Source organism: Pseudomonas sp. FG47 (assembly GCF_057809115.1).
This window is the reverse complement of the sequence record NZ_JBMDJI010000006.1, coordinates 127818-148385: the sequence shown is the minus strand read 5'-3', so window position 1 is coordinate 148385 and position 20568 is coordinate 127818. Positions and strand designations below refer to the sequence as shown.

Below are 20568 nucleotides of genomic sequence, written 5' to 3'. Positions count from 1 at the left end.
CACAACGCAACATCCAGCAAGGAGTATGGGATGCAGAAAGAAGGCAAGGTGGTGCCCCTGGCGACCACCCTCGACCGGGGTGCCCGCGCGCCCTCGCCGTGCCTTCCCGTGTTGCTCCTGCAGGTGCGTGACAAGGCCGCCCTGCAACTGCGCCAGGGCTTGCAGGCGTTGTTCGACAACGCCGACGACACCCTCTTCGAAATGGCCGACAAGGCCAGCGGCCGCCTCGACCAGAACCTGTACTTCGAGGCCATGCGTGATCTGCGCCTCAAGCGCAAGAGCATCGAACGCGGCTTTCTCGATACCTTCTACGAGGCCTTCGCCCGTATCGGCCAGTGCGATGCCCTGGCCTCAATGGTCAACGCCCAGTTGGCGTTGCACAGCCCGACGCTGGAGCGTTCGGTGGCGGTGCAGGCGATGGTCGATCGCGTGCTGTCACGCGATGGCTTTGTGCTCGAGCAGTTGACCCTGCGTTTCGAGACCCTGCTGGAACTGGACATCGAGGTTGCGCGCAACCCGCTGGGCCCAGGCAGCCTGTGCGGTTTCTTCCTCCAGGCCGGGCGCGACCTGGGCGTGGGGACGAACGTCAAGCTGGTGTTGCTCAAGTTGTTCGAGCGTTATGTCCTGCGCGACCTCGACCTGCTCTATGGCGAGGCCAACCAGCTGCTGGCCAGTGCCGGCGTGCTGCCGGAACTGCTGCCGGCGCCGCGGCGCCGCGCCGAGGACCGCCGGCACATTGCCCGGCGTGCGCCGAGCAACCCCGCCTTGCACGATCCGGGCGCCGATAGCGCCGGGCAGGCCTTCTTCAGCGCGCTGCAGGCGCTGCTGGCGCCCAGCCGCGGTCGTGTGGCGCCGCGCCTGCAAACGCTCAGCGCGGCGCAGCCGATCGGTACCGAAGACCTACTGCGCCTGCTGACCCACTTGCAGCACTATGTGCCGGCGCCCGGCGAGCCGGACGACTTCAAGCTCGGCCAACAGCTCGAGCAACTGCTGCTGCGGGTCAGCGTGCGCAGCGGCACGCGCCGGCGCATCGCCACCGCCGACGAGGACATGATCAACCTGGTCGAGCTGTTGTTCGCCTTCATCCAGGCGGATGACAACCTGCCGGCGAGCCTGCGCGGGCTGATCGGCCGCCTGCATATTCCCCTGCTGAAAGTGGCCTTGATCGACAAGGGGCTGCTAAGCCGGGCCAGCCACCCGGCGCGGCGCCTGCTCAACGAAATCGCCGCTGCGGCGATTGGCTGGGAAGTCGAGGGTGATGGGCTGCGCGATAGCTTGCATTTGCGGGTCGAGCGGATCGTCCAGCGCCTGCTCAATGATTTTTCCGAAGACTGCGAGCTGTTCAGCGAGCTGCTCGAGGAGTTCCTGCTGTTCAGCCAGGACGAACGCCGGCGCAACGAGCTGCTCGAACAACGGACCCGCGACGCCGAGGAAGGCCGCGCCCGCACCTTGCTGGCCCGCCAGCGGGTGCAGCAGGCGCTGAACCTGCGCCTGCGCGGCCAGGTGCTGCCGCAGGTGGTGGTGCAGATGCTGGTGCAGGCCTGGAGCCAGGTGCTGCTGTTGGCCTGGCTCAAGCAGGGCGAAGACTCCCAGGCCTGGGCCGAGGGCCTGGCGACCATGGATGGGTTGCTCGCCAGCATTGCCCCCAGCGCAGACCCGGCCCGCCTGCTGGAGCAAGTGCCAGGGTTGCTCAAGGCCTTGCGCGAGGGCCTGGCGGGCGTGGCGCTGGACTCGGCGGCGACCCGTGAATTCTTTTTGCTGCTGGAACAGCTGCACCTGCGGGCCTGCGGCGGCGTGCCTGAATTCGACGAGGCGCTGGTCGAGGCGCGCGTGGAGCACGACATCGTGCTGGCCATCGCCGATGAAGCGACCCACGCCCCATGCGCGCCGCTCGACGACCAGGAACCGGCCCTTCGCCAAGTCGAGCGCCTGCGCCTGGGCACCTGGGTCGAAGTGATGGACGATGACGAGCCGCTGCGCTGCAAGCTGGTGGCGCGCATCGACAGCCATGACCGCTTCGTGTTCGCCAACCGGACCGGCTTGAAGGTGCGCGAATGGAACCGCAACGGCCTGGCGGTGGCCTTGCGCCGCGGCGAGCTGCGCTTGCTCGACGATGGCTTGTTGTTCGATCGGGCCCTCGAGGCGGTTCTGGAACAGTTGCGCGTGCAGCAGGCCTAGGCCCCAGGGGCGCGCATTTTCTGCACAATCATTTACATGCACGGGCGGTGCAGGCGCGGCATACTGACAGCCTGCCCGTGGCGTCATTCAGGATCTGCCCCCATGCAATTGGACCGTGCGACCGGCTGGTTTTCTGGCGTCAGCCACTGCCCCTCGCCGAACTGCAACGCCCGCCCCGACGGCGAGGCCATATCGCTGCTGGTGATCCACAACATCAGCCTGCCTCCCGCCTGCTTCGGTACCGGCAAGGTCCAGCAGTTCTTCCAGAACCGCCTCGACCCTGACGAGCATCCTTACTTCGCAACCATCAACCAGCTGACCGTGTCGGCGCACCTGTTCGTCGAGCGCGACGGCGCGGTGACCCAGTTCGTCTCCTTGCTCGACCGCGCCTGGCACGCCGGGGTGTCGCGCTTTGGCGAGCGTGAGGGCTGCAACGACTTTTCCATCGGCATCGAGCTGGAAGGCACCGACCAGTTGCCCTATACCGATGCCCAGTACGCCGCCCTGGCCCAGTTGACCCAGCAGATCCGCGGCGCCTGGCCGGTGATCGACCTTGGGCGGATCTGTGGCCACAGCGACATCGCCCCGCAGCGCAAGACCGACCCCGGCCCGGCTTTCGACTGGCCGCGCTACCGCGCTGAGCTGCAACGCAATGAGGACAAGGCATGAGTTTTCTGGTGTTGGTGCTGGCGCTGTGGGTCGAGAAATTCTCGGCGCTGCGCCAACAGGTGCAACGCGACGGCTTCTTCCTGGGCGAGCTGGTGCGCCTGGAACGCAGTGGCAAGGTCCATCCATGGTCGACCCTGGCGATCCTGATCCTGGCGCCGGTGGCGTTGCTGGTGTTGCTGCTGCATGTGCTGGAGCCCGTGGCCTATGGCTTGCTGGCGCTGCCGGTGCACCTGCTGGTGCTGATCTACAGCCTGGGGCGTGGCGATGTGAAGGCGGCCCTGGGGCCGTTTCGCGATGCCTGGCGCCGGGGCGACGAGCAGGCCGCGCTGCACGTGGCCGAGCGTGACCTGGGCCTGGCCGCGGACGATGCCCCGGGGCTGATCAAGCGGGTCCAGGGGCACCTGCTGTGGCAGGCATACCAAAGTTTCTTCGCGGTGATCTTCTGGTATTTCCTGCTGGGCCCGGGGGCGGCGTTGGCCTATCGGCTGCTGGCCCTGACCACCGAGCATAGCCGCCAACCGGCGCTGCAGGCCCTGGCCGGGCAGTTGCGCCATGCCCTGGACTGGCTGCCGGTGCGGGTGATGACGGTGAGCTTCGCCCTGGTCGGCAACTTTGTCGCGGTGACCCGGGTGATGTTGCACGAGCTGCTCGACTGGCATGTCAGCGCCGGGCACCTGGTGGCCAAGGTCGGTCGGGTGGCGGACGACATTGCCGAAGAGGAGGACCGCCAGCGCAGCCTGGAGCGGCTGGACAGCCTGTGGGAGCTGCTGCTGCGTTGCGCGGTTCTGTGGTACGCCTGCTTTGCCTTGTGGACCGTGCTGATTTGACCCCTATGGGGAACGCTGCAGGAGCCAGCCTTGCTGGCGAACACCGACGCAGTCGGTGCCATCCCCTATGGGGAACGCTGTAGGAGCCAGCCTTGCTGGCGAACACCGACGCAGTCGGTGCCATCCAGCGCGCGCTTAACCTTAAGTTACAAACCTTGCGTTCATTCTGCGCTATACAAGGCACGGGCCCCAAGATGGCCTAGTGCTACCCCGCAGAACAACAAGAATTCAAGGAGGTGACCTGTGAAGCGTCTGCTCTATCCGGCCATCGCACTGATGAACCGGCTGAGCTTCGGCATGAAGTTCAGCCTGATCAGCGTCCTGTTCTTCCTGCCCATGCTGGTCACCAGCTTCTACCTGGTGCGCGATGCCTATCATCAGCTCCAGGCCACCCGCGGCGAGCTGCAAGGCCTGGCGCCACTGGCCCAGAGCCTGGCCCTGCGCGGCGACCTGGAAACCCTGGGCAACCTGTTGCAGATCAACGCCGTGCTCGGCCAGTCGGGCCAGGCCGGCGATCTGGAGACCCGCATCGGCGCCTTGCAGGACAAAGTCCAGGCCCAGCTCGACGGCCTGGGCAGCAGCGACCCGGTGCTCGAAGCCAAGCGCAGTGAACTGGCCGACGCCTTCAGCGCTGCCCGCGGCGAGACCTCGTTGCAGAACAAGGCGGCACTGTTCGACAAGGTGCTGGCCCAGGCCCAGGTACTGGGCAAGCTGGTCGCCAGCCAGGCGGGGCTGAGCCAGGATAGCCAGGCCTCGGTGCGCCAGCTCAGCGAACTGGTCGGCAGCGCCACGGCGCAGGTCACCCAGGCTCTGGGTGAAGGCCGGGCGATGGGCGCGGTGGCCCTGGGGCGCGGCTTCATGGACTCCTCCGGTAGCGCCCGTTTCGAAGACCTGCTGCAACGCCTGGAACGGCTGTCCGCCGACTATGCACTGCGCCTGGACGACGCCCTGGCCGCCGATGGCCAGGCCAAGGCCGCGCTGGGCGTCAGCGCCCAGGCCAGCCAGGCCACGGTCAAGCAGGCCGCGGCGCTGTTCGAGGACCAGGTGGTGGTGGCCGAAACTCTGGATGCGCCATGGGCCGGGTTCTACCAGCAGACCAGCGAGCTGATGGCCCAGACCTATCGGCTCAACGAGGCGGTGCTCACTCACCTGCACGGCCAACTGGAGGAGCGCCTTGCCCAGCACCGCCTGCGCACCGTGGCGCTGGTGGTGGCCCTGGCCACGGTGTTCCTGCTGATCATCTACCTGTACAGCGGCTTCTATGTGTCCACCCGGCAGACCCTCGGCAGCCTCGGCAGTGCCATGGACAAAGTGGCCGCCGGCGACATGACCGTCAGCTTCCAGGCCAGCAGCCGCGACGAGTTGGGCGAGCTGGGCCGGGGCTTCAACGAAACCGTGCGGCGCATTCGCGGCCTGATCGAGCAGGTCGGCAAGACCGTGACCACGGTCGAGGACCAGGCCGGTCAGGTGCTGTCGGTGTCCAGTCGCAGCAACCAGGCGGTCAGCGGCCAGCGCGAACAGATCGAGCAGGTGGCCACGGCGATGAACCAGATGAGCGCCACCGCCCAGGAGGTGGCCCGCAGCGCCGCGCTGGCTGCCGAGGGCGCGCAGCGGGTCAACCACGAAAGCGCTTCAGGTCGTGATCTGGTGCAGAGCCAGCAGGGCAGCATCGCCCGCCTGGCCGGCGAGATCGACCAGAGCGTGGCCGCGGTGAACCAGTTGGCCGGCGACAGCCAGGCCATCGGCCGGGTATTGGAGGTGATCCGCAGCATTGCCGAGCAGACCAACCTGCTGGCGCTCAACGCCGCTATCGAGGCGGCGCGGGCCGGGGAGCAGGGGCGTGGTTTTGCCGTGGTCGCCGACGAGGTACGCACCCTGGCCAAACGAACCCAGGACTCCACCGAGGAGATCGCGCAGATGATCCAGCGTCTGCGCGAAGGCGTGGATGCGGCGGTGCGGGTGATGGGCAGTAGCCACCAGATGGCTGCCGGTACCGTCGACGAGGCGCGCCAGGTACAGCAGGCACTGGGCAATATTCTTGGCGCGGTGGGCGGCATCGTCGAACAGAACCAGCAGATCGCCGCCGCGGTAGAGCAGCAGACCGCCGTGGCCCACGACATCGACCAGAACATCGTGGCGATCAACCGCGCCGCCCAGGACACCACCGAAGGCGCCTGCCAGACCGAGGAGGCCAGCCGGGCGTTGTCGGCGCAGGTGGTGGAACTCAAGCGGCTGATCGGCGCGTTCAGGGTGTGATCAAGGACGACATGGATCCCATGTAGGAGCGGCCTTGTGTCGCGAAAGGGCCGTAACGCGGCCCCTGCGATCTTTGCGTCAACACCGAAATCCTGGGGCTGCTACGCAGCCCTTTCGCGACACAAGGCCGCTCCTACACGGGATACGTGTCGGGCTACCAGCCAAACACCTCGCAGGCGTTGCGACTGCTGGCCTCGGCCAGCAGCCCTGGTTCGATCCCCATGATTTCGGCCAGTGCCCCGACAATCTCGGGTAGATGCTCCGGGCTGTTGCGCTGGCCAGGGTACATGGCCGGGGCCATGTCTGGCGCGTCGGTCTCCAGCACCACGCTGTCCAGCGGCAGGCGCGGCAAGGTCTTGCGCAGGCGCAGCGCCTGCGGCCAGGTGGCGGCGCCACCGAGACCGAGGCGAAAGCCCAGCTTGATGTACTCGCGTGCTTCTTCGTAACTACCGGCGAAGGCATGGATGATCCCCGCCCGCGCCGGCTTGTAACGCTTGAGCGTGGCGATCACCTGGGCATGGCTGCGGCGTACGTGCAGCAGCGCCGGCAGCTCGAAGTCGCAGGCCATCTGCAACTGGGCCTCGAACAGCGCCTGCTGGCGGTCCTGGTCCAGCTCGGCCAGGTAGTAGTCCAGGCCGAATTCGCCCACCGCGCACAGCCGTGGATCGCCGTGCAGACGCTCCAGCCACTGGCGCAACAGGCCAAGGTGCTCGGGGCGGTGCTGTTCCAGGTAGACCGGGTGCAGGCCCAATGCCGCGCGGATACGCTCATCGGCACAGGCCAGCTCCCATACCCGCTGGAAGTTGCCCTCGAACACCCCCAGCACCACCATGCGCTCCACCCCGCGCGCCGCCGCGTTGGCCAGCAGGCGCGGGCGGTCGGCGTCGAAGTCGGGGAAGTCCAGGTGAGTATGGGTGTCGATCAGGCGCATGCTCAGGCCTTGCCGATCCGTTGCTTGAAGGTGCGGCCAATGGCGTGCACGCCGGGCTCGTAGCGTTTTTCCTCGATCGCGGCCAGGGCCAGCTCCAGCGCGGTGGCGGCGATCAGGCCGTGCTGCTGGGCCATGGCGTTGACCGGCAGCGGCAGGAAGTCGAGCAGTTGGTTGTCGCCAAAGGTGCCCAGTTGCAGTTGGCGCGAACCTTCCGGGCGGCTTTGCAGGGTGTCGAACACGCCTTGCAGCAGCACGTAGGAGGTGGTCACCAGGGCATCCGGCAGGCCGCCCAGCTCGTCGATCAATTGCGCCATCAGTTGCTGGCCGCACTCACGGCTGAACGCCTCGCCCTGGTAGCGGCGTACTTCGCCGTCGAACTGGCGCAGCGCCTCGTCGAAGCCACCGGCGCGGGCCTGGCTGACCGACAGTTCCGGGCGCGCGCCGATCAGCGCGATGCTGCGCGGCTGGGTCTTGAGCAGGCTCTGCGCCAGTTGGCGGCTGGCATCGCGGTCGTCGCTGATCACCGAGCAGAAATGCGCCGGGTCCAGGCCCCGGTCGATTGCGATCACTGGCAGGCCCTTGGCCTGCAAGGCGCGGTAGCTATCGTCTTGCGGCGGCAGGCAACTGGCGACGAACAACGCATCGCAGCGTCGGGCGCGAAACAGTTGCTGCAGTTGGCGTTCGCTGTCGGGCTGGTCGTCGCTGCTGGCGATCAGCAACTGGTAGCCACGGGCGCGGGCGCCCTGTTCCAGCTGTTTGGCAATGCGGGCGTAGCTGGGGTTCTCCAGATCCGGGAGAATGAAGCCCAGTGTCCGCGTATGGCGGCTGCGCAGGCCGGCGGCCTGGGGGTTGGGCGTGAAGCCGTGTGCCTCGACCACCGCGCGCACGCGCTCGACGGTGCTGCTGCTGATGCGCTGCTGTTCGGCCTTGCCATTGATGACGTAGCTGGCGGTGGTCACGGACACACCGGCCAGACGGGCGATATCGCTGAGTTTCACCGAATTTTCCTTGTTATTTCCGGGGCTGGCTGCGTGGCTTGACCGGGTAGTTTCACCCATTGGCGAGCCCGCGCGCAGACGACCATTGTCGCAATTGTCCGACAGGATGGGGCTTTTTCGTCGGCAGATTATCGAGTAACGTGGCCGTCCGGTCAGATTAAACGTTTCAGCTTGCTGAAGTTTCCTGCCTTGCGAGTCGGAAATCGCCATTGGCGCTGGACATTGTCACTACATCTGGCAACCAATTTCACAACAATACCTCGGCGCCCGGCGTGGGCGTCGCAAAAGGAGAGGGTCATGCTCGAGCTTGCCGTGGAGCAGATTGCCATGGGCCAGCGCGCCGCCGACAAAGGCGCGGCACTGGCGTTGCTGGCCGACCGGCTGGTCGCCGATGGCCTGGTGGCCGAGGGTTACCTGGCGGGGCTGCAAGCCCGCGAGGCGCAAGGCTCGACCTTCCTTGGCCAGGGCATCGCCATCCCCCACGGCACGCCGCAGACCCGCGACCTGGTATTCGCCACCGGGGTACGCCTGCTGCAATTCCCCGAGGGGGTGGATTGGGGCGACGGCCAGATCGTCTACCTGGCCATCGGCATCGCCGCCCGCTCCGATGAACATTTGCGCCTGCTGCAACTGCTGACCCGCGCCCTCGGTGAAACCGACCTGGCCGAGGCGCTGCGTCGCTCCGGCAGCGCCGAGGCACTGCTCAAGTTACTGCAAGGGGCGCCACGCGAGCTGGCGCTGGATGCCCAGCTGGTCGGCCTCAACCTGGCGGCGGAAGACTTCGACGAACTGGCCTGGCGCGGTGCTCGTCTGTTGCAACGCGCCGGTTGTGCCGACAGCGGCTTTGCCGCCGTGCTGCAGCAGACCGAGCCGCTGCCGCTGGGTGAAGGCCTGTGGTGGCTGCACAGCGAACGTGAGGTGCGCCAACCGGGGCTGGCCTTCGTCACCCCGCAGCAACCGTTGCGCTACCGCGATCAGCCGCTCAATGGCCTGTTCTGCCTGGCCAGCCTCGGAGCGGCGCACCAAGCCCTGCTCGAGCGCCTGTGCGAGGTGCTGATCGAGGGCCGTGGGCAGATGCTCTACCAGGCCACCAGCAGCCGCGCCGTGCTCGAAGTGCTCGGCGGCGAGGCGCCTGCCGACTGGCCGAGCGCCCGGATAGTACTGGCCAACGCCCATGGCCTGCATGCTCGCCCTGCAAAGGTACTGGCGCAGCTGGCCAAGGGGTTCGAGGGCGAGGTCCGCATACGGCTGCACGATAGCGCCCAGCCCGCCGTTTCGGTGAAGAGCCTGAGCAAGCTGCTCAGTCTGGGCGCCCGCCGTGGCCAGGTCCTGGAACTGATCGCCGAGCCCGGTATCGCCGCCGATGCCTTGCCGGTGCTGCAGGCGGCCATCGAGCAGGGCCTGGGCGAAGAGGTGGAGGCACTGCCGCCCACAGCGATGCAGGACGAGGTAACGGTGCCAGCCCTGCAGGCTCCGCTGCCAGGCAGCACGCTGCAAGGCGTTGCTGCGGCGCCGGGCATCGCCAGCGGTCCGGCCCATGTCCAGGTCGAGCGCGATATCGAGTACCCGCTGCGCGGCGAGTCGCCCGCCCAGGAGCGGGCCAGGCTGCGCCAGGCCATCGACACAGTGCACGCCGATCTTCAGGCCCTGGTGCAACGCAGCGACAAGGCCATCGGCGAAATTTTCGTCACCCATCAGGAAATGCTCGCCGACCCGGCCCTGACCGACGACGTCGAGCTGCGCCTGGCCCAGGGCGAAAGCGCCGCCGCTGCGTGGCTGGCGGTGATCGAAGGCGCCGCCCGTCAGCAGGAGGCCCTGCACGATGCGCTGCTGGCCGAGCGGGCCGCCGATCTGCGCGATATCGGTCGTCGGGTGCTGGCGCAACTGTGTGGCGTCAAGGACAGCGCCGAGCCAGAGCAGCCCTATGTGCTGGTGATGGCCGAAGTCGGCCCTTCGGACGTGGCGCGCCTGGACCCGGCACGGGTCGCCGGTATCGTCACTGCCCAGGGCGGCGCCACCGCACACAGCGCCATCGTCGCCCGCGCCCTGGGCATCCCGGCGGTGGTCGGGGCCGGGGCGGCCGTGCTGTTGCTGGATAGCGGCACGCCGCTGCTGCTCGATGGTCAGCGCGGGCGGGTCGTGGTTGCGCCAGCCGAGGCCGAGTTGCAACGAGCCCTGGCAGAGCGTGATGCCCGCGAGCGTCGGCTGCAGATCGCCTGGGCCAACCGCCATGAGCCCGCGCGGACGCGCGACGGCCATGCCGTCGAAGTGTTCGCCAACATCGGCCAGAACAACGGCATCGACAAGGTGGTGGAGCAAGGTGCCGAAGGCGTCGGCCTGTTGCGCACCGAGCTGATCTTCATGGCCCACCCGCAACTGCCCGATGTGGCCACCCAGGAAGCCGAGTACCGGCAGGTGCTCGATGGCCTGGACGGACGGCCACTGGTGGTGCGCACCCTCGACGTTGGGGGCGACAAGCCCTTGCCGTACTGGCCGATCGCGGCTGAGGAAAACCCCTTCCTCGGCGTGCGCGGCGTGCGCCTGACCCTGCAACGCCCGCAGGTGATGGAAGACCAGCTGCGCGCCTTGCTGCGTGCCGCGGACAACCGCCCGCTGCGTATCATGTTCCCCATGGTCGGCCAGCTCCATGAGTGGCGCGCCGCCAAGGCCATGGTCGAGCGCCTGCGCCAGGAGATCCCGGTGGCCGACTTGCAGGTGGGCATCATGGTCGAAGTGCCGTCGGCCGCCTTGCTGGCGCCGCAGCTGGCCCGTGAAGTGGACTTCTTCAGCATCGGCACCAACGACCTGACCCAGTACACCCTGGCCATCGACCGCGGTCACCCGAGCCTGTCGGCACAGGCCGACGGCCTGCACCCGGCGGTGCTCAACCTGATCGACATGACCGTGCGCGCCGCCCATGCCCAGGGCAAGTGGGTGGGCGTGTGCGGCGAGCTGGCGGCCGACCCGCAGGCGGTCGCCGTGCTGCTGGGCCTGGAGGTGGACGAGCTGAGCGTCGCCGCCCGCAGCATTCCTGAAGTCAAGGCCCTGGTGCGCCAGGCCGACCTTTCGACGGCCCGCGCCCTGGCGCGCGAGGCCCTGCAACAAGACAGCGCCGAGGCAGTCCGGGCGCTGGTGGAGCGTTATTGATGGCCAAGATCCTCACCCTCACCCTCAACCCGGCACTGGATATCACCATCAACCTCGACCGCCTGCGAGCCGGCGCGGTCAACCGCAGCCAGGCCCAGCACAGCCATGCCGCCGGCAAGGGGCTGAACGTCGCCCAGGTGCTGGCCGACCTGGGCCACAGCGTCACCGTCGGTGGTTTCCTGGGGCAGGACAACCTGGCGCCGTTCGAGGCGCTGATTGCCTGGCGCGGGTTCGCCGATTGCTTCGTCCGCGTGCCGGGCGAGACCCGCAGCAACATCAAGCTGGTCGAGGCCGATGGCCAGGTCACCGATATCAACGGGCCAGGGCCGCAGGTCGACGAGGCTGCCCGCGACGCCTTGCTGCAACGTCTGGCACAGGTGGCCCCGGGGCATGACGCCGTGGTGGTGGCCGGCAGCCTGCCACGGGGGATCAGCCCCGAGTGGCTGCGCGAGCTATTGCTGATGCTCAAGGCGCAAGGCCTGAAGGTGGCCCTGGACAGCAGCGGCGAAGCCTTGCGCGCGGGCCTGCAGGCCGCGCCCTGGCTGGTCAAGCCCAACACCGAGGAGCTGGGTGAAGTCCTCGGGCTGCCGGTGCAGGCCGCGGCCGAGCAACGCGCGGCCGCACGGCGGCTGCTCGCCACTGGCGTCGAGCATGTGGTGGTGTCCCAGGGCGAGCAGGGCGTGAGCTGGTTCGCCGCTGGCCTGGCGTTGCATGCGCAACCGTCGAAAGTGCGCATCGCCAGTACCGTCGGCGCCGGTGATTCGCTGGTTGCCGGCATGGTCCATGGCCTGCTCCAGGCCGAAGCGCCCGCCGCTACCTTGCGCCGCGCCACCGCCATCGCCGCCCAGGCAGTCACCCAGGTCGGCTTCGGCATTCACGACCGTGAGCAACTGGAGCGCCTGGAAGCCGCCGTGCGCCTTACAGAACAACAAGAAGAGGGCTGCTGATGAACATTGCCATTGTCACCGCCTGCCCCAACGGCCAGGTGTCCAGCGTGCTCAGCGCCCGCCTGTTGGCCGCCGCTGCCCAGCGTCGGGGCTGGAAAACCTGCGTCGAGGTACACGACGCCGAACACCCGGAACTGCGCCTGACGCCAACGCAGATCGCCGAGGCCGACTGGGTGCTGGTGGTCAGCACCGGGCCGGTGGACCTGGCGCGCTTCGCCGGCAAGCGCCTGTACCAGAGCACGCCGGCCCAGGCCCTGGCTGACCGTGAAGGCTTCCTCGACGAGGCCGCTGCCGGCGCCCAGGTGCAAGTGGCGCAAACCCCGGTGCAGGGTGCGCCGAAGATTGTCGCGGTAACCGCCTGCCCGACCGGCGTGGCCCACACCTTCATGGCCGCCGAAGCCCTGCAACAGGCGGCGCAGGCCATGGGCTACCAGCTCACCGTGGAAACCCAGGGCTCGGTCGGCGCGCGCAATCCACTGCCGGCCGAGGCCATCGCCGCAGCCGATGTGGTGTTGCTGGCCGCCGATATCGAAGTACCGGCTGCGCGCTTCGCCGGCAAGCGCATCTACCGCTGCGGCACCGGCATCGCCCTCAAGCAGGCCCGCGCCACGCTGGACAAGGCCCTGGCCGAGGGCAAGGTGGAGGCGACGGGGACGACCGGCGCGGTGCCGCCGGCCGAGAAGACCGGTGTCTACAAGCACCTGCTGACCGGGGTGTCGTTCATGCTGCCGATGGTGGTGGCTGGCGGTTTGCTGATCGCGCTGTCGTTCGTGTTCGGCATCGAGGCCTACAAGGAACCCGGCACGCTGCCCGCCGCCTTGATGCAGATCGGCGGCGAGGCGGCGTTCAAGTTGATGGTGCCGCTGCTTGCCGGCTATATCGCCTGGTCCATCGCCGACCGCCCGGGCCTGGCGCCTGGGATGATCGGCGGCCTGTTGGCGAGTACGCTGGGGGCGGGGTTCATCGGCGGCATCGTCGCCGGCTTCCTGGCCGGCTACAGCGCCAAGGCCATCGCCCGCTGGGTGCGCCTGCCCAGCAGCCTCGACGCGCTCAAGCCGATCCTCATCATCCCGCTGCTGGCCAGCCTGTTCACCGGCCTGGTGATGATCTACGTGGTCGGCCAGCCCGTGGCGGCCATGCTCGAGGGCCTGACCCATTTCCTCGACAGCATGGGCACCACCAACGCCGTGCTGCTCGGGCTGCTGCTCGGCGGCATGATGTGCGTAGACCTCGGCGGGCCGATCAACAAGGCCGCCTATGCGTTCTCGGTGGGGCTGCTGGCCTCGTCGAGCTACGCGCCGATGGCCGCGACCATGGCCGCCGGCATGGTGCCGCCGATCGGCCTGGGCATCGCCACCTTCCTGGCCCGGCGCAAGTTCGCCCAGAGTGAGCGCGAGGCCGGCAAGGCGGCGCTGGCGCTGGGCCTGTGCTTCATCTCCGAGGGCGCGATCCCGTTCGCCGCCAAGGACCCGCTGCGGGTGATTCCGGCGAGCATCGCCGGGGGCGCGCTGACCGGGGCCTTGTCGATGTATTTCGGCTGCAAGCTGATGGCGCCCCATGGCGGGCTGTTCGTGCTGCTGATCCCCAACGCGATCAACCATGCGCTGTTGTACCTGCTGGCCATCGTCGCCGGCAGCTTGCTGACGGCGGTGGTGTATGCGCTGATCAAGAAGAGCGAGCAGGTGGAGATGGTGGTGGCGCCGGTCAAGGGCTAGCCCTGCGATAGCTCCATCAAATGCTTCAACCCCTGGTCTTGCCCCGCAACGGTTTCAGCAGATCGCCCAATCCGTTGTGGTCGATCTCGTGCATCAGCGCCAGCAACCCGCCCAGCTCCCCGGGCGGGAAACCTTTACGGGCAAACCATGCCAGGTAGTCCCCGGGCAGGTCGGCGATGATCCGCCCCTGGTACTTGCCAAAAGGCATGGTGCGGGTGACCAGCAGTTGCAGGGTTTCGGGTTTCATCGGGGAGGCAGCCTGTGGCGGTTGAAGCGCGACCTTACTGCAAACTGCACGACGACCCAAGCGGCGATCATGCAGAACGCCTTTGAACGGCATGTTTGTGAAATCTTCAAGTTGCTGATTTACATGAATTATTTTTATTTCATAGGCTTGGCACGAAGCCTGCTCCGATGAAGGTGACTATCACCTGCCAAGGAGTTGTTGCCATGAGTAATCCCAACAAAGACACGATCGACGTACTCAACGACCTGATCGAGTACAGCAAGGATGGTGAGAAAGGCTTCAAGACCTCTGCCGAGGATGTGAAGAACCCTGAACTGAAAGCATTCTTCGTGCAGCGTGCCAGCGAGTGCGCCAGTGCCGCGGCCGAGCTGCAAAGTGAAGTGCGCCGGCTGGGCGGTGATCCGGAAACCAGCACCAGCATCAGCGGCGACCTGCACCGTGGCTGGGTCAACCTCAAGTCGATGGTCACCGGCAAGGATGAAGAAGCGGTGCTCAACGAAGTGGAGCGTGGCGAGGACCATGCGCTGAAGGCTTACAAGGAAGCCCGCGAGAAGCTGGTCAAGCTGGGACGGTCGGCCAATGACACTTCCTACGCCTTGGTGGAGAAACAGCTGCAGGGTGTGCAGCGTAACCATGACCAGGTGAAGGCGCTGCGCAACGCAGCCCGCGCTCGGTCGTAAGCGGGATAGCTGGGGGCGCTTTGCGCCCCTTTCGCGACACAAGGCCGCTCCTACAGGGGAACGCAACTCCCTGTGGGAGCGGTCTTGTGTTGCGAAAGCTAGGCCCGTGGCCCCTCAACCCGATTGCGCCCATTGGCCTTGGCCCGATACAACGCCTCGTCCGCATCACCCAGCAGCGCCGCCAGGTCCTGATGGGTACCGGGGATATGCAGGCCAATCCCCACACTGACCGTCACCGACCGCTCATCATCGGCGAACGGCGGCATCGCCTCGACACTGGCGCGAATCCGCTCGGCCAGCAGCAACGCGCCGGCCATTTCGGTCTCTGGCAGTACCACCTGGAACTCCTCGCCGCCGTAGCGCGCCGCCAGGTCCGCCGGGCGACGGATGCACAGCTCGATGGTGGTGGCCACCTCGCGCAGCACATGGTCGCCACCGGCATGGCCATGGCGCTGGTTGAAGGCCTTGAAGTGGTCCACATCCACCATCAACACTGCCAGCGGCTTGCGGTTGCGCTGGGCGCGCGCCCATTCCTGGCGCAGCACCTGGTCGAGGCGGCGGCGGTTGGCAAGGCCGGTGAGGCTGTCGGTGGCGGCGAGGGTGGCCAGGCCCAGTTCGGCATCGTGGCGCCGACGTAGCTCGCGGCCCAGCAGCAAGGTCAGCCAGAGGATGCCAATGCACAACACGCCGGTGGCCACGCTGACCACGATCGCGGTACGCCGCCACGACTGGAACACTTCATCGGCCGAGTGGGCCACCAGCACGATCAACGGCAGGTCGGCGACCCGGGCGAAGGTGTAGAGGCGCTGGCCCTCATAGGCCGTCGAGCGGGCGGTAAAGCTGCCGCTGCGCTCGCTGAGGATGCGTTTGAAGTTGGGGCGCTCGCTGAAGCTGGTGCCGATCAGTGGATCCTGCGGCCGGGTCGGCTGGCGCGCCAGCAGCTGGCCATCGGTGTTGAGCAGGTTGATGCTGCTGTCCACGCCGATGTCCAGGCGCTGGAACAGTTCGTTGAAATAGGACAAGCGCAGGGCCCCGGCGGCCAGGCCCTGGAACTCGCCGTTGGCGCCGGAGATGCGCCGGCTGAAGCTGATGCACCAGTCCAGGTTGCCCAGCCGCGCCTTGAACGGCGGGCTGATCAGCAGGCCCAGGCCCGGGCGGTCGCGGTGCGCCTGGAAAGCCACGGTGTCGGCGAAGTTGGCCTGGCGCGGCACCGCGCTGGTGGAGTCGCCGAGCACGTCGCCCTTGGCGTCGAGCCAGAGAATGTCGCCGCGCACCGGCGCGGAGAAGGCCTGGTTGAACAGGATCTGCTGGCGCAGCTTGGTCGGCACGTTGAGCAGCTCGGGGTGCTGCACGGCCCAGATCAGGCCCTTGAGCGACTGGTCGTAGAGTTCGACGTTGCGCAGGATGTCACTTTCGATCAACTGCACGATATTGCTCGACGAGCGCATTTCCGATTGCTCGACGCTGTCGCGTTCGCGGGCCAGCAGGTAGCCGACGATGGCCACTATGGCGAGCACGGCAAGGCAGCTGCCCAGGTTGAGGACCAGCTCGGGGTGTGACTTGTACAGGGCGGATCGTGGTGATCGGGTGGGCAACGTCATGCTCGCAACTGCATAAGCCCCGGGATCCATGGGGAATGGGCCGAAAAGCGGCGGCGATATTCTAGGCAAGCGGGGATTGTCGGACAAGATCAAAGGCGATTTGGCCGACGGAATTGATTCAGGAAGGCCTGGCTCAGGCAACGAGCGGCTGACTTTGCAGGAGCGCCCTTGTGTCGTGAAAGGGCTGTGCAGCAGCCCAGGATTCTGCAGGGCTGCTTAAGAGTGCTGGGGCCGCTTTGCGGCCCTTTCGCGACACAAGGCCGCTCCTATAGTGATTACCGCGTTAGAACACGTTCAGCGGGTAATCCACGATCACCCGGAACTCGTCGTTGTCCTGCTCGCTCGCATACGCCGCGTTGGCTCGGTGCGTGGCATAGCGCAGCAGCACCGACAGGTCCTTGAGCTGGCCTTCCTGGAACACGTACTTCAGGTCGAAGTCACGCTCCCAGTGCCGGGCATTCTTGCCGTCCGCGTTGTAGAAGGTATAGAACTCGGTGTCCTGGCTGGCCTTGGTCAGGTCGGCCTTGCCGCGTGAGTACGACAGCGAGGTGCTCAGGCCTGGGATGCCGAGGCCGGCGAAGTCGTAGTCGTACTGCAGCTTCCACGAGCGCTCGTTCGGCGCGTTGAAGTCCGAATACATGCGCGAGTTGTCGAGGAAGATGCTGTCACCCAGGTTGATGTAGTCGAACGGCGTGTTGCCGTTTACCCGCTGGTAGGCGGCGGTGACGCTGTGGTACCCGGCGGCGACGGTGAAGTGCACGCTCCAGGTGTTGTTGTCGATGCTGCCCAGCTTCGACTGGCCGGTGTCCTGGGTGTGATAGAAGTGCATGCCCGGGTTCAGGCTGACCAGGTCGTTGACCGCGTAGGTGTAGTCGAAGTCGGCGTAGTACTGGTTCCAGATGTCCTTCAGCTCGGCGGCGTAGAGGTTGGCGGTGACGCCCTCGGTGCCGCTCCACGACGCGCCGGCCCAGCTCAGGTTCTGGCTGTCCTGCTCGGGCGTCTGGTTGCTGTAGTAGGTGTTGATGCGGCGGTGGCCGCTCTGGTTGTACGGCTTGGTGAAGCTGACCTTGCCGCCTTCGAGCATCAGCCCGTCGATGCTGTTGTTGGTCAGCGCGACGCCGCGGAAGGTCTGCGGCAGCATGCGGCTTTCGCCACCGGCGATCACCGGGTTGGTGAGGAACAGGTCACCGGCCTTGAACTCGGTGTCGAAGCCCTTGAGCTTGATCGCGCCGCCGGCGGTGGAGAAGGCGTGGCGGGCCTTGTCGCCCGGTTCGCTCGGCAGGATCGAGGTACCGGCATGGCCGGAGCCGCCGTCCAGTTTCAAACCGATCATGGCGTGGGCATCGAGGCCGAAGCCGATGGTGCCTGGCGTATAGCCGGACTCGAAGCGCGCCACGGCGCCCTGGCCCCACTCGCGCTTGTCCTCTACCTTGCGGTTCTTCTCGTTGCGGTTGAAGTAGGCATTGCGAAAATGCAGGTTGAGCGAGGACCCTTCGATGAAACCCTCGGCTCGCTCTTCTTCGGCCTGGGCGGAGACGGGAATCGTTGCGGCCAACGCAACGAACAACGGGGTGAAACGAAACGCGGAAAGCACCGGTACAAACTCCTTTGGTCAAGCGGTTGGGCAGATTTTATTGTCGTGTCTGCCAATCTCTTATTAGAGACGCAACATCCCTGCTGATATTTTCGACACATAAAAAAAGCCGCTGATTAGCAGCGGCTTTGAAAGGCTAACATATCGTCACAGGCGGTGCCCATGGTGTAGCCAAGGGAAAACTTCGAATCGAAAAGGGCCGATCAGCTATCGACATCGCTGTCGGCGGCAACCTTGGAAGCTGTCTGCTGCGAGTCTTTCACCGCGTCGGCCGGCTTTGCGGCATAGGCCTCGCGGGCTTCTTGATGGAGGGCGGCAAGTTCGCTGTTACGGGCGACGAAGGCCGGGGATTCTTCGGCCATGGCCAGGGGCGACAACAACAGGGACGACAGGACGAAGACGCTGGCAATACCCATACTGTTGGACATTTGATGCAACCTTCTTGCAAAGCAAGTGCGAGTGATGACGGGGCTAAAGTTAGCCCTGTAAACAGCCTGGAAACAGAGGCTGTTTGGATAAGCACTGTTGCATAAAAAGTAATGATGAGCGGTAAAAGTATCAGATTTTTACCGCAAACCCGCGTAGTTGACCGTTTGGCAGGCTGATGCCGAAGGTATTGGCGCCTGCTTCGCTGCGCACGAACACACTGCCGCCGTGCATCAGGGCGATGGCCTTGACGATCGCCAGGCCCAGGCCGTGGTTGCCGCCCCCGCTGTTGGCCCGCGCGGCATCCACCCGGTAGAAACGCTCGAACAGCAGCGCCAGGTGCTCGTCGGCGATCGCCGGGCCGGGGTTGCTGACAGCGATGCTCACTTGCTGCTCGTTGGCCTCGATGCGCACGTCGATCACCTGGTGCGGCGCGGTGTGCTGCACGGCGTTGTTCAACAGGTTGATCAGCGCCCGACGCAGTTGGGCCTTCTCGATATGTGCCTGGGCGTCGCCGCTGACGCTGACGCTGACCTGGGCGTCCTCGAGGATGAAGTCGAGGTAGTCCAGGGTGGTGGCCACTTCCTCGGCCAGCGATGCCTGGGTCAGCGCGGTGGCCTTGCTGCCCTGGTCGGCGCTGGCCAGGAACAGCATGTCATTGATGATGCTGCGCAGGCGCTCGAGCTCCTCAAGGTTCGATTGCAGCACCTCGAAGTAGTGCTCGGCGCTGCGCCCGCGGGTGAGGGCGACCTGGGTCTGGCCGATCAGGTTGGTCAGCGGCGAGCGCAGTTCGTGGGCGACATCGGCGTTGAACGCTTCCAGTTGCGTGTAGGCCTGGCTGACCCGGTCGAGGGCGGCGTTGAAGGCGCCGGCGAACTGCGCCAGTTCCGGCGGCAGGTCGTGGGTTTGCAGGCGCCCGTCCAGGCGTGGCGGCGCCAGGGTCTGGGCTTCGTCCGAGAGGGCTTGCAAGGGTTTGAGGCCGATGCGCGCGACCCAGTAGCTGAGCAGCGAGGCCAGCAACACGCCCAGCGCGGCCAGGCCGACGATGGCCACCAGCAGGCTGTGCTGGGCCTGCCAGAAGGTCTCGGTGTCGATGCCGATCAGAAAGCGCAGCGGCGGGCGTCCGCCCAGGGCCGGCAGCTCGCTGACCAACACCTTGTAGGGGTAGGGGCTGTCGGCCAGGCGCAGGTCGCGCATGCCTGGCGCGCCTTTGGCGAAGGCGCGCAGCTGTTGGCTGGGATGGCCGTACTCGAAGGCCGGGTCGCTGCTCACCACCCAGAAGCGGATGCGCCGGTCTTCTTCGCTGAGCAGGTTGAGCTTGTTGTTGATCTTGGCCCAGTGTTCGGCGGTGCCGTAGCGGTTGAGGGTGGACTCGAGCACGCTGAAGCGCGCGTCCAGTTCGGCTTCGGGCAGCAGGTCGAGGCTGCGGTCGACCTGGCGGTACAAGGCACTGCCGATCAATACGAACACGGCCAGTGCCACCAGGGTGAACAGCGCCGAGAGGCGCAGGGCGACGGGGGTGCCGGGTCGGCTCCGGAAAAGGTTCATGGGCAAATACCCCAGGGGGCTGCTTTGCAGCCCTTTCGCGGCACAAGGCCGCTCCTACAGGGGGACGCGATCTGCTGTAGGAGCGGCCTTGTGCCGCGAAAGGGGCGCGCAGCGCCCCCCGGGCTACCCACGGTTTTCCAGGACATAGCCCATGCCTCGGATGGTATGCAGCAGCTTGTTGTCGAACGGCCCGTCGAGCTTGGCGCGCAGGCGCTTGATCGCCACCTCGACGACATTGGCGTCGCTGTCGAAATTGATGTCCCAGACCAGCTCGGCGATGGCGGTCTTGGACAGGATCTCGCCCTGGCGCCGGGCCAGCACGCTGAGCAGCGAGAACTCCTTGGCGGTCAGGTCCAGGCGCTGGCCGGCCCGGCTGGCCTTGCGCGCCATCAGGTCGATCCACAGGTCCGCCACCTGGATCTGCAGCGGTTCATGAATGGCGCTGCGCCGGGTCAGGGCCTGCAACCGGGCCACCAGTTCGAGGAACGAGAACGGTTTGCCCAGGTAGTCGTCGGCGCCTTCGCGCAGGCCGTGGATGCGGTCCTCGACCCGCTCGCGGGCGGTGAGCATGATCACCGGCGTCTGCTTGCGCGCCCGCAGTGCGCGCAGCACGCCGTAGCCATCCAGGCCGGGGAGCATCACGTCGAGCACGATCACCGCGTAGTCGCCTTCGAGCGCCAGGTGCAGGCCGTCGATGCCGTCGCGCGCCAGGTCGACGGTAAAGCCCTGTTCACTGAGGCCACGATGCAGGTAGTCGGCGGTTTTTTCTTCGTCTTCGATGATCAGCACACGCATGGTCTTGTC

General features: G+C 66.5%; 15 protein-coding genes and 2 pseudogenes. 9 read left to right on the top strand and 8 right to left on the bottom strand.

What is annotated here, in order from left to right; all coding sequences use genetic code 11:
* Positions 1-30 precede the first annotated feature (30 nt).
* The 5 genes and pseudogenes from ACODS5_RS07955 to ACODS5_RS07935 form a co-directional block, all read left to right on the top strand.
* Entirely contained in the window at positions 31-2178 is a 2148-nt protein-coding gene (locus ACODS5_RS07955) for a DUF1631 domain-containing protein (RefSeq protein ID WP_489108356.1), read from the top strand.
* Positions 2179-2280: 102 nt separating this feature from the next.
* The gene (gene ampD / locus ACODS5_RS07950) at positions 2281-2847 is read left to right on the top strand and encodes a 1,6-anhydro-N-acetylmuramyl-L-alanine amidase AmpD (protein ID WP_489108355.1); all 567 of its coding nucleotides are present in this window, start codon (positions 2281-2283) and stop codon (positions 2845-2847) included.
* Positions 2844-3674, top strand: a complete 831-nt coding sequence (gene ampE / locus ACODS5_RS07945) for a regulatory signaling modulator protein AmpE (RefSeq protein ID WP_489108354.1) — start codon at positions 2844-2846, stop codon at positions 3672-3674. The genes ampD and ampE overlap by 4 nt, the downstream gene beginning before the upstream one ends.
* Before the next feature lie 276 nt (positions 3675-3950).
* A pseudogene (locus ACODS5_RS07940) lies at positions 3951-5072 on the top strand (HAMP domain-containing protein); the annotation flags it as partial.
* Between the two features lie 318 nt (positions 5073-5390).
* Positions 5391-5930, top strand: a pseudogene (locus ACODS5_RS07935) (methyl-accepting chemotaxis protein); the annotation flags it as partial.
* A 154-nt stretch (positions 5931-6084) separates the two neighbouring features.
* On the opposite strand, the gene ACODS5_RS07930 reads toward ACODS5_RS07935, so the two are convergent.
* The gene (locus ACODS5_RS07930) at positions 6085-6861 is read right to left on the bottom strand and encodes a TatD family hydrolase (protein ID WP_134690036.1); all 777 of its coding nucleotides are present in this window, start codon (positions 6859-6861) and stop codon (positions 6085-6087) included.
* A gap of 2 nt (positions 6862-6863) precedes the next feature.
* Positions 6864-7859 (bottom strand): catabolite repressor/activator, encoded by a 996-nt coding sequence (gene cra, locus ACODS5_RS07925; protein ID WP_489108353.1) that lies wholly within the window; start codon positions 7857-7859, stop codon positions 6864-6866.
* 297 nt (positions 7860-8156) lie between these two features.
* Here cra and ptsP point away from each other — a divergent pair, with 297 nt between their 5' ends.
* The 3 genes from ptsP to ACODS5_RS07910 are packed head-to-tail and all read left to right on the top strand — an operon-like array spanning position 8157 to position 13668.
* Complete coding sequence (gene ptsP, locus ACODS5_RS07920; RefSeq protein WP_489108352.1) at positions 8157-11006, top strand: phosphoenolpyruvate--protein phosphotransferase; 2850 nt, start codon at positions 8157-8159, stop codon at positions 11004-11006.
* Positions 11006-11953: a 1-phosphofructokinase gene (gene pfkB / locus ACODS5_RS07915; RefSeq protein ID WP_489108351.1), complete on the top strand. Its 948-nt coding sequence runs from the start codon at positions 11006-11008 to the stop codon at positions 11951-11953. Before ptsP ends, pfkB begins: the two co-directional genes overlap by 1 nt.
* Positions 11953-13668: a PTS fructose-like transporter subunit IIB gene (locus ACODS5_RS07910; protein ID WP_489108350.1), complete on the top strand. Its 1716-nt coding sequence runs from the start codon at positions 11953-11955 to the stop codon at positions 13666-13668. The genes pfkB and ACODS5_RS07910 overlap by 1 nt, the downstream gene beginning before the upstream one ends.
* 25 nt (positions 13669-13693) lie before the next feature.
* On the opposite strand, the gene ACODS5_RS07905 is transcribed toward ACODS5_RS07910, so the two are convergent.
* The gene (locus ACODS5_RS07905) at positions 13694-13915 is read right to left on the bottom strand and encodes a DUF3820 family protein (RefSeq protein ID WP_031315465.1); all 222 of its coding nucleotides are present in this window, start codon (positions 13913-13915) and stop codon (positions 13694-13696) included.
* Between the two features lie 203 nt (positions 13916-14118).
* Between ACODS5_RS07905 and ACODS5_RS07900 the strand changes: the two genes are divergently transcribed.
* On the top strand, positions 14119-14595 hold the full coding sequence (locus ACODS5_RS07900) for a ferritin-like domain-containing protein (protein ID WP_046857067.1): 477 nt from the start codon (positions 14119-14121) through the stop codon (positions 14593-14595).
* A 98-nt stretch (positions 14596-14693) separates the two neighbouring features.
* Here the strand turns inward: ACODS5_RS07900 and ACODS5_RS07895 are convergent, their stop codons facing one another.
* The 5 genes from ACODS5_RS07895 to ACODS5_RS07875 all read right to left on the bottom strand — a co-directional run bounded on the left by ACODS5_RS07895 (position 14694) and on the right by ACODS5_RS07875 (position 20559).
* Positions 14694-16190, bottom strand: coding sequence for a GGDEF domain-containing protein (locus tag ACODS5_RS07895; RefSeq protein WP_134690095.1), 1497 nt, complete (start codon positions 16188-16190; stop codon positions 14694-14696).
* A gap of 289 nt (positions 16191-16479) precedes the next feature.
* Complete coding sequence (locus tag ACODS5_RS07890) at positions 16480-17790, bottom strand: OprD family porin (RefSeq protein ID WP_489108349.1); 1311 nt, start codon at positions 17788-17790, stop codon at positions 16480-16482.
* 203 nt (positions 17791-17993) lie between these two features.
* The gene (locus ACODS5_RS07885) at positions 17994-18218 is read right to left on the bottom strand and encodes a hypothetical protein (protein ID WP_134690030.1); all 225 of its coding nucleotides are present in this window, start codon (positions 18216-18218) and stop codon (positions 17994-17996) included.
* Positions 18219-18348: 130 nt separating this feature from the next.
* Positions 18349-19764, bottom strand: coding sequence for a heavy metal sensor histidine kinase (locus tag ACODS5_RS07880; RefSeq protein ID WP_134690029.1), 1416 nt, complete (start codon positions 19762-19764; stop codon positions 18349-18351).
* A 123-nt stretch (positions 19765-19887) separates the two neighbouring features.
* Positions 19888-20559, bottom strand: coding sequence for a heavy metal response regulator transcription factor (locus ACODS5_RS07875; protein ID WP_489108348.1), 672 nt, complete (start codon positions 20557-20559; stop codon positions 19888-19890).
* Positions 20560-20568: the final 9 nt, after the last annotated feature.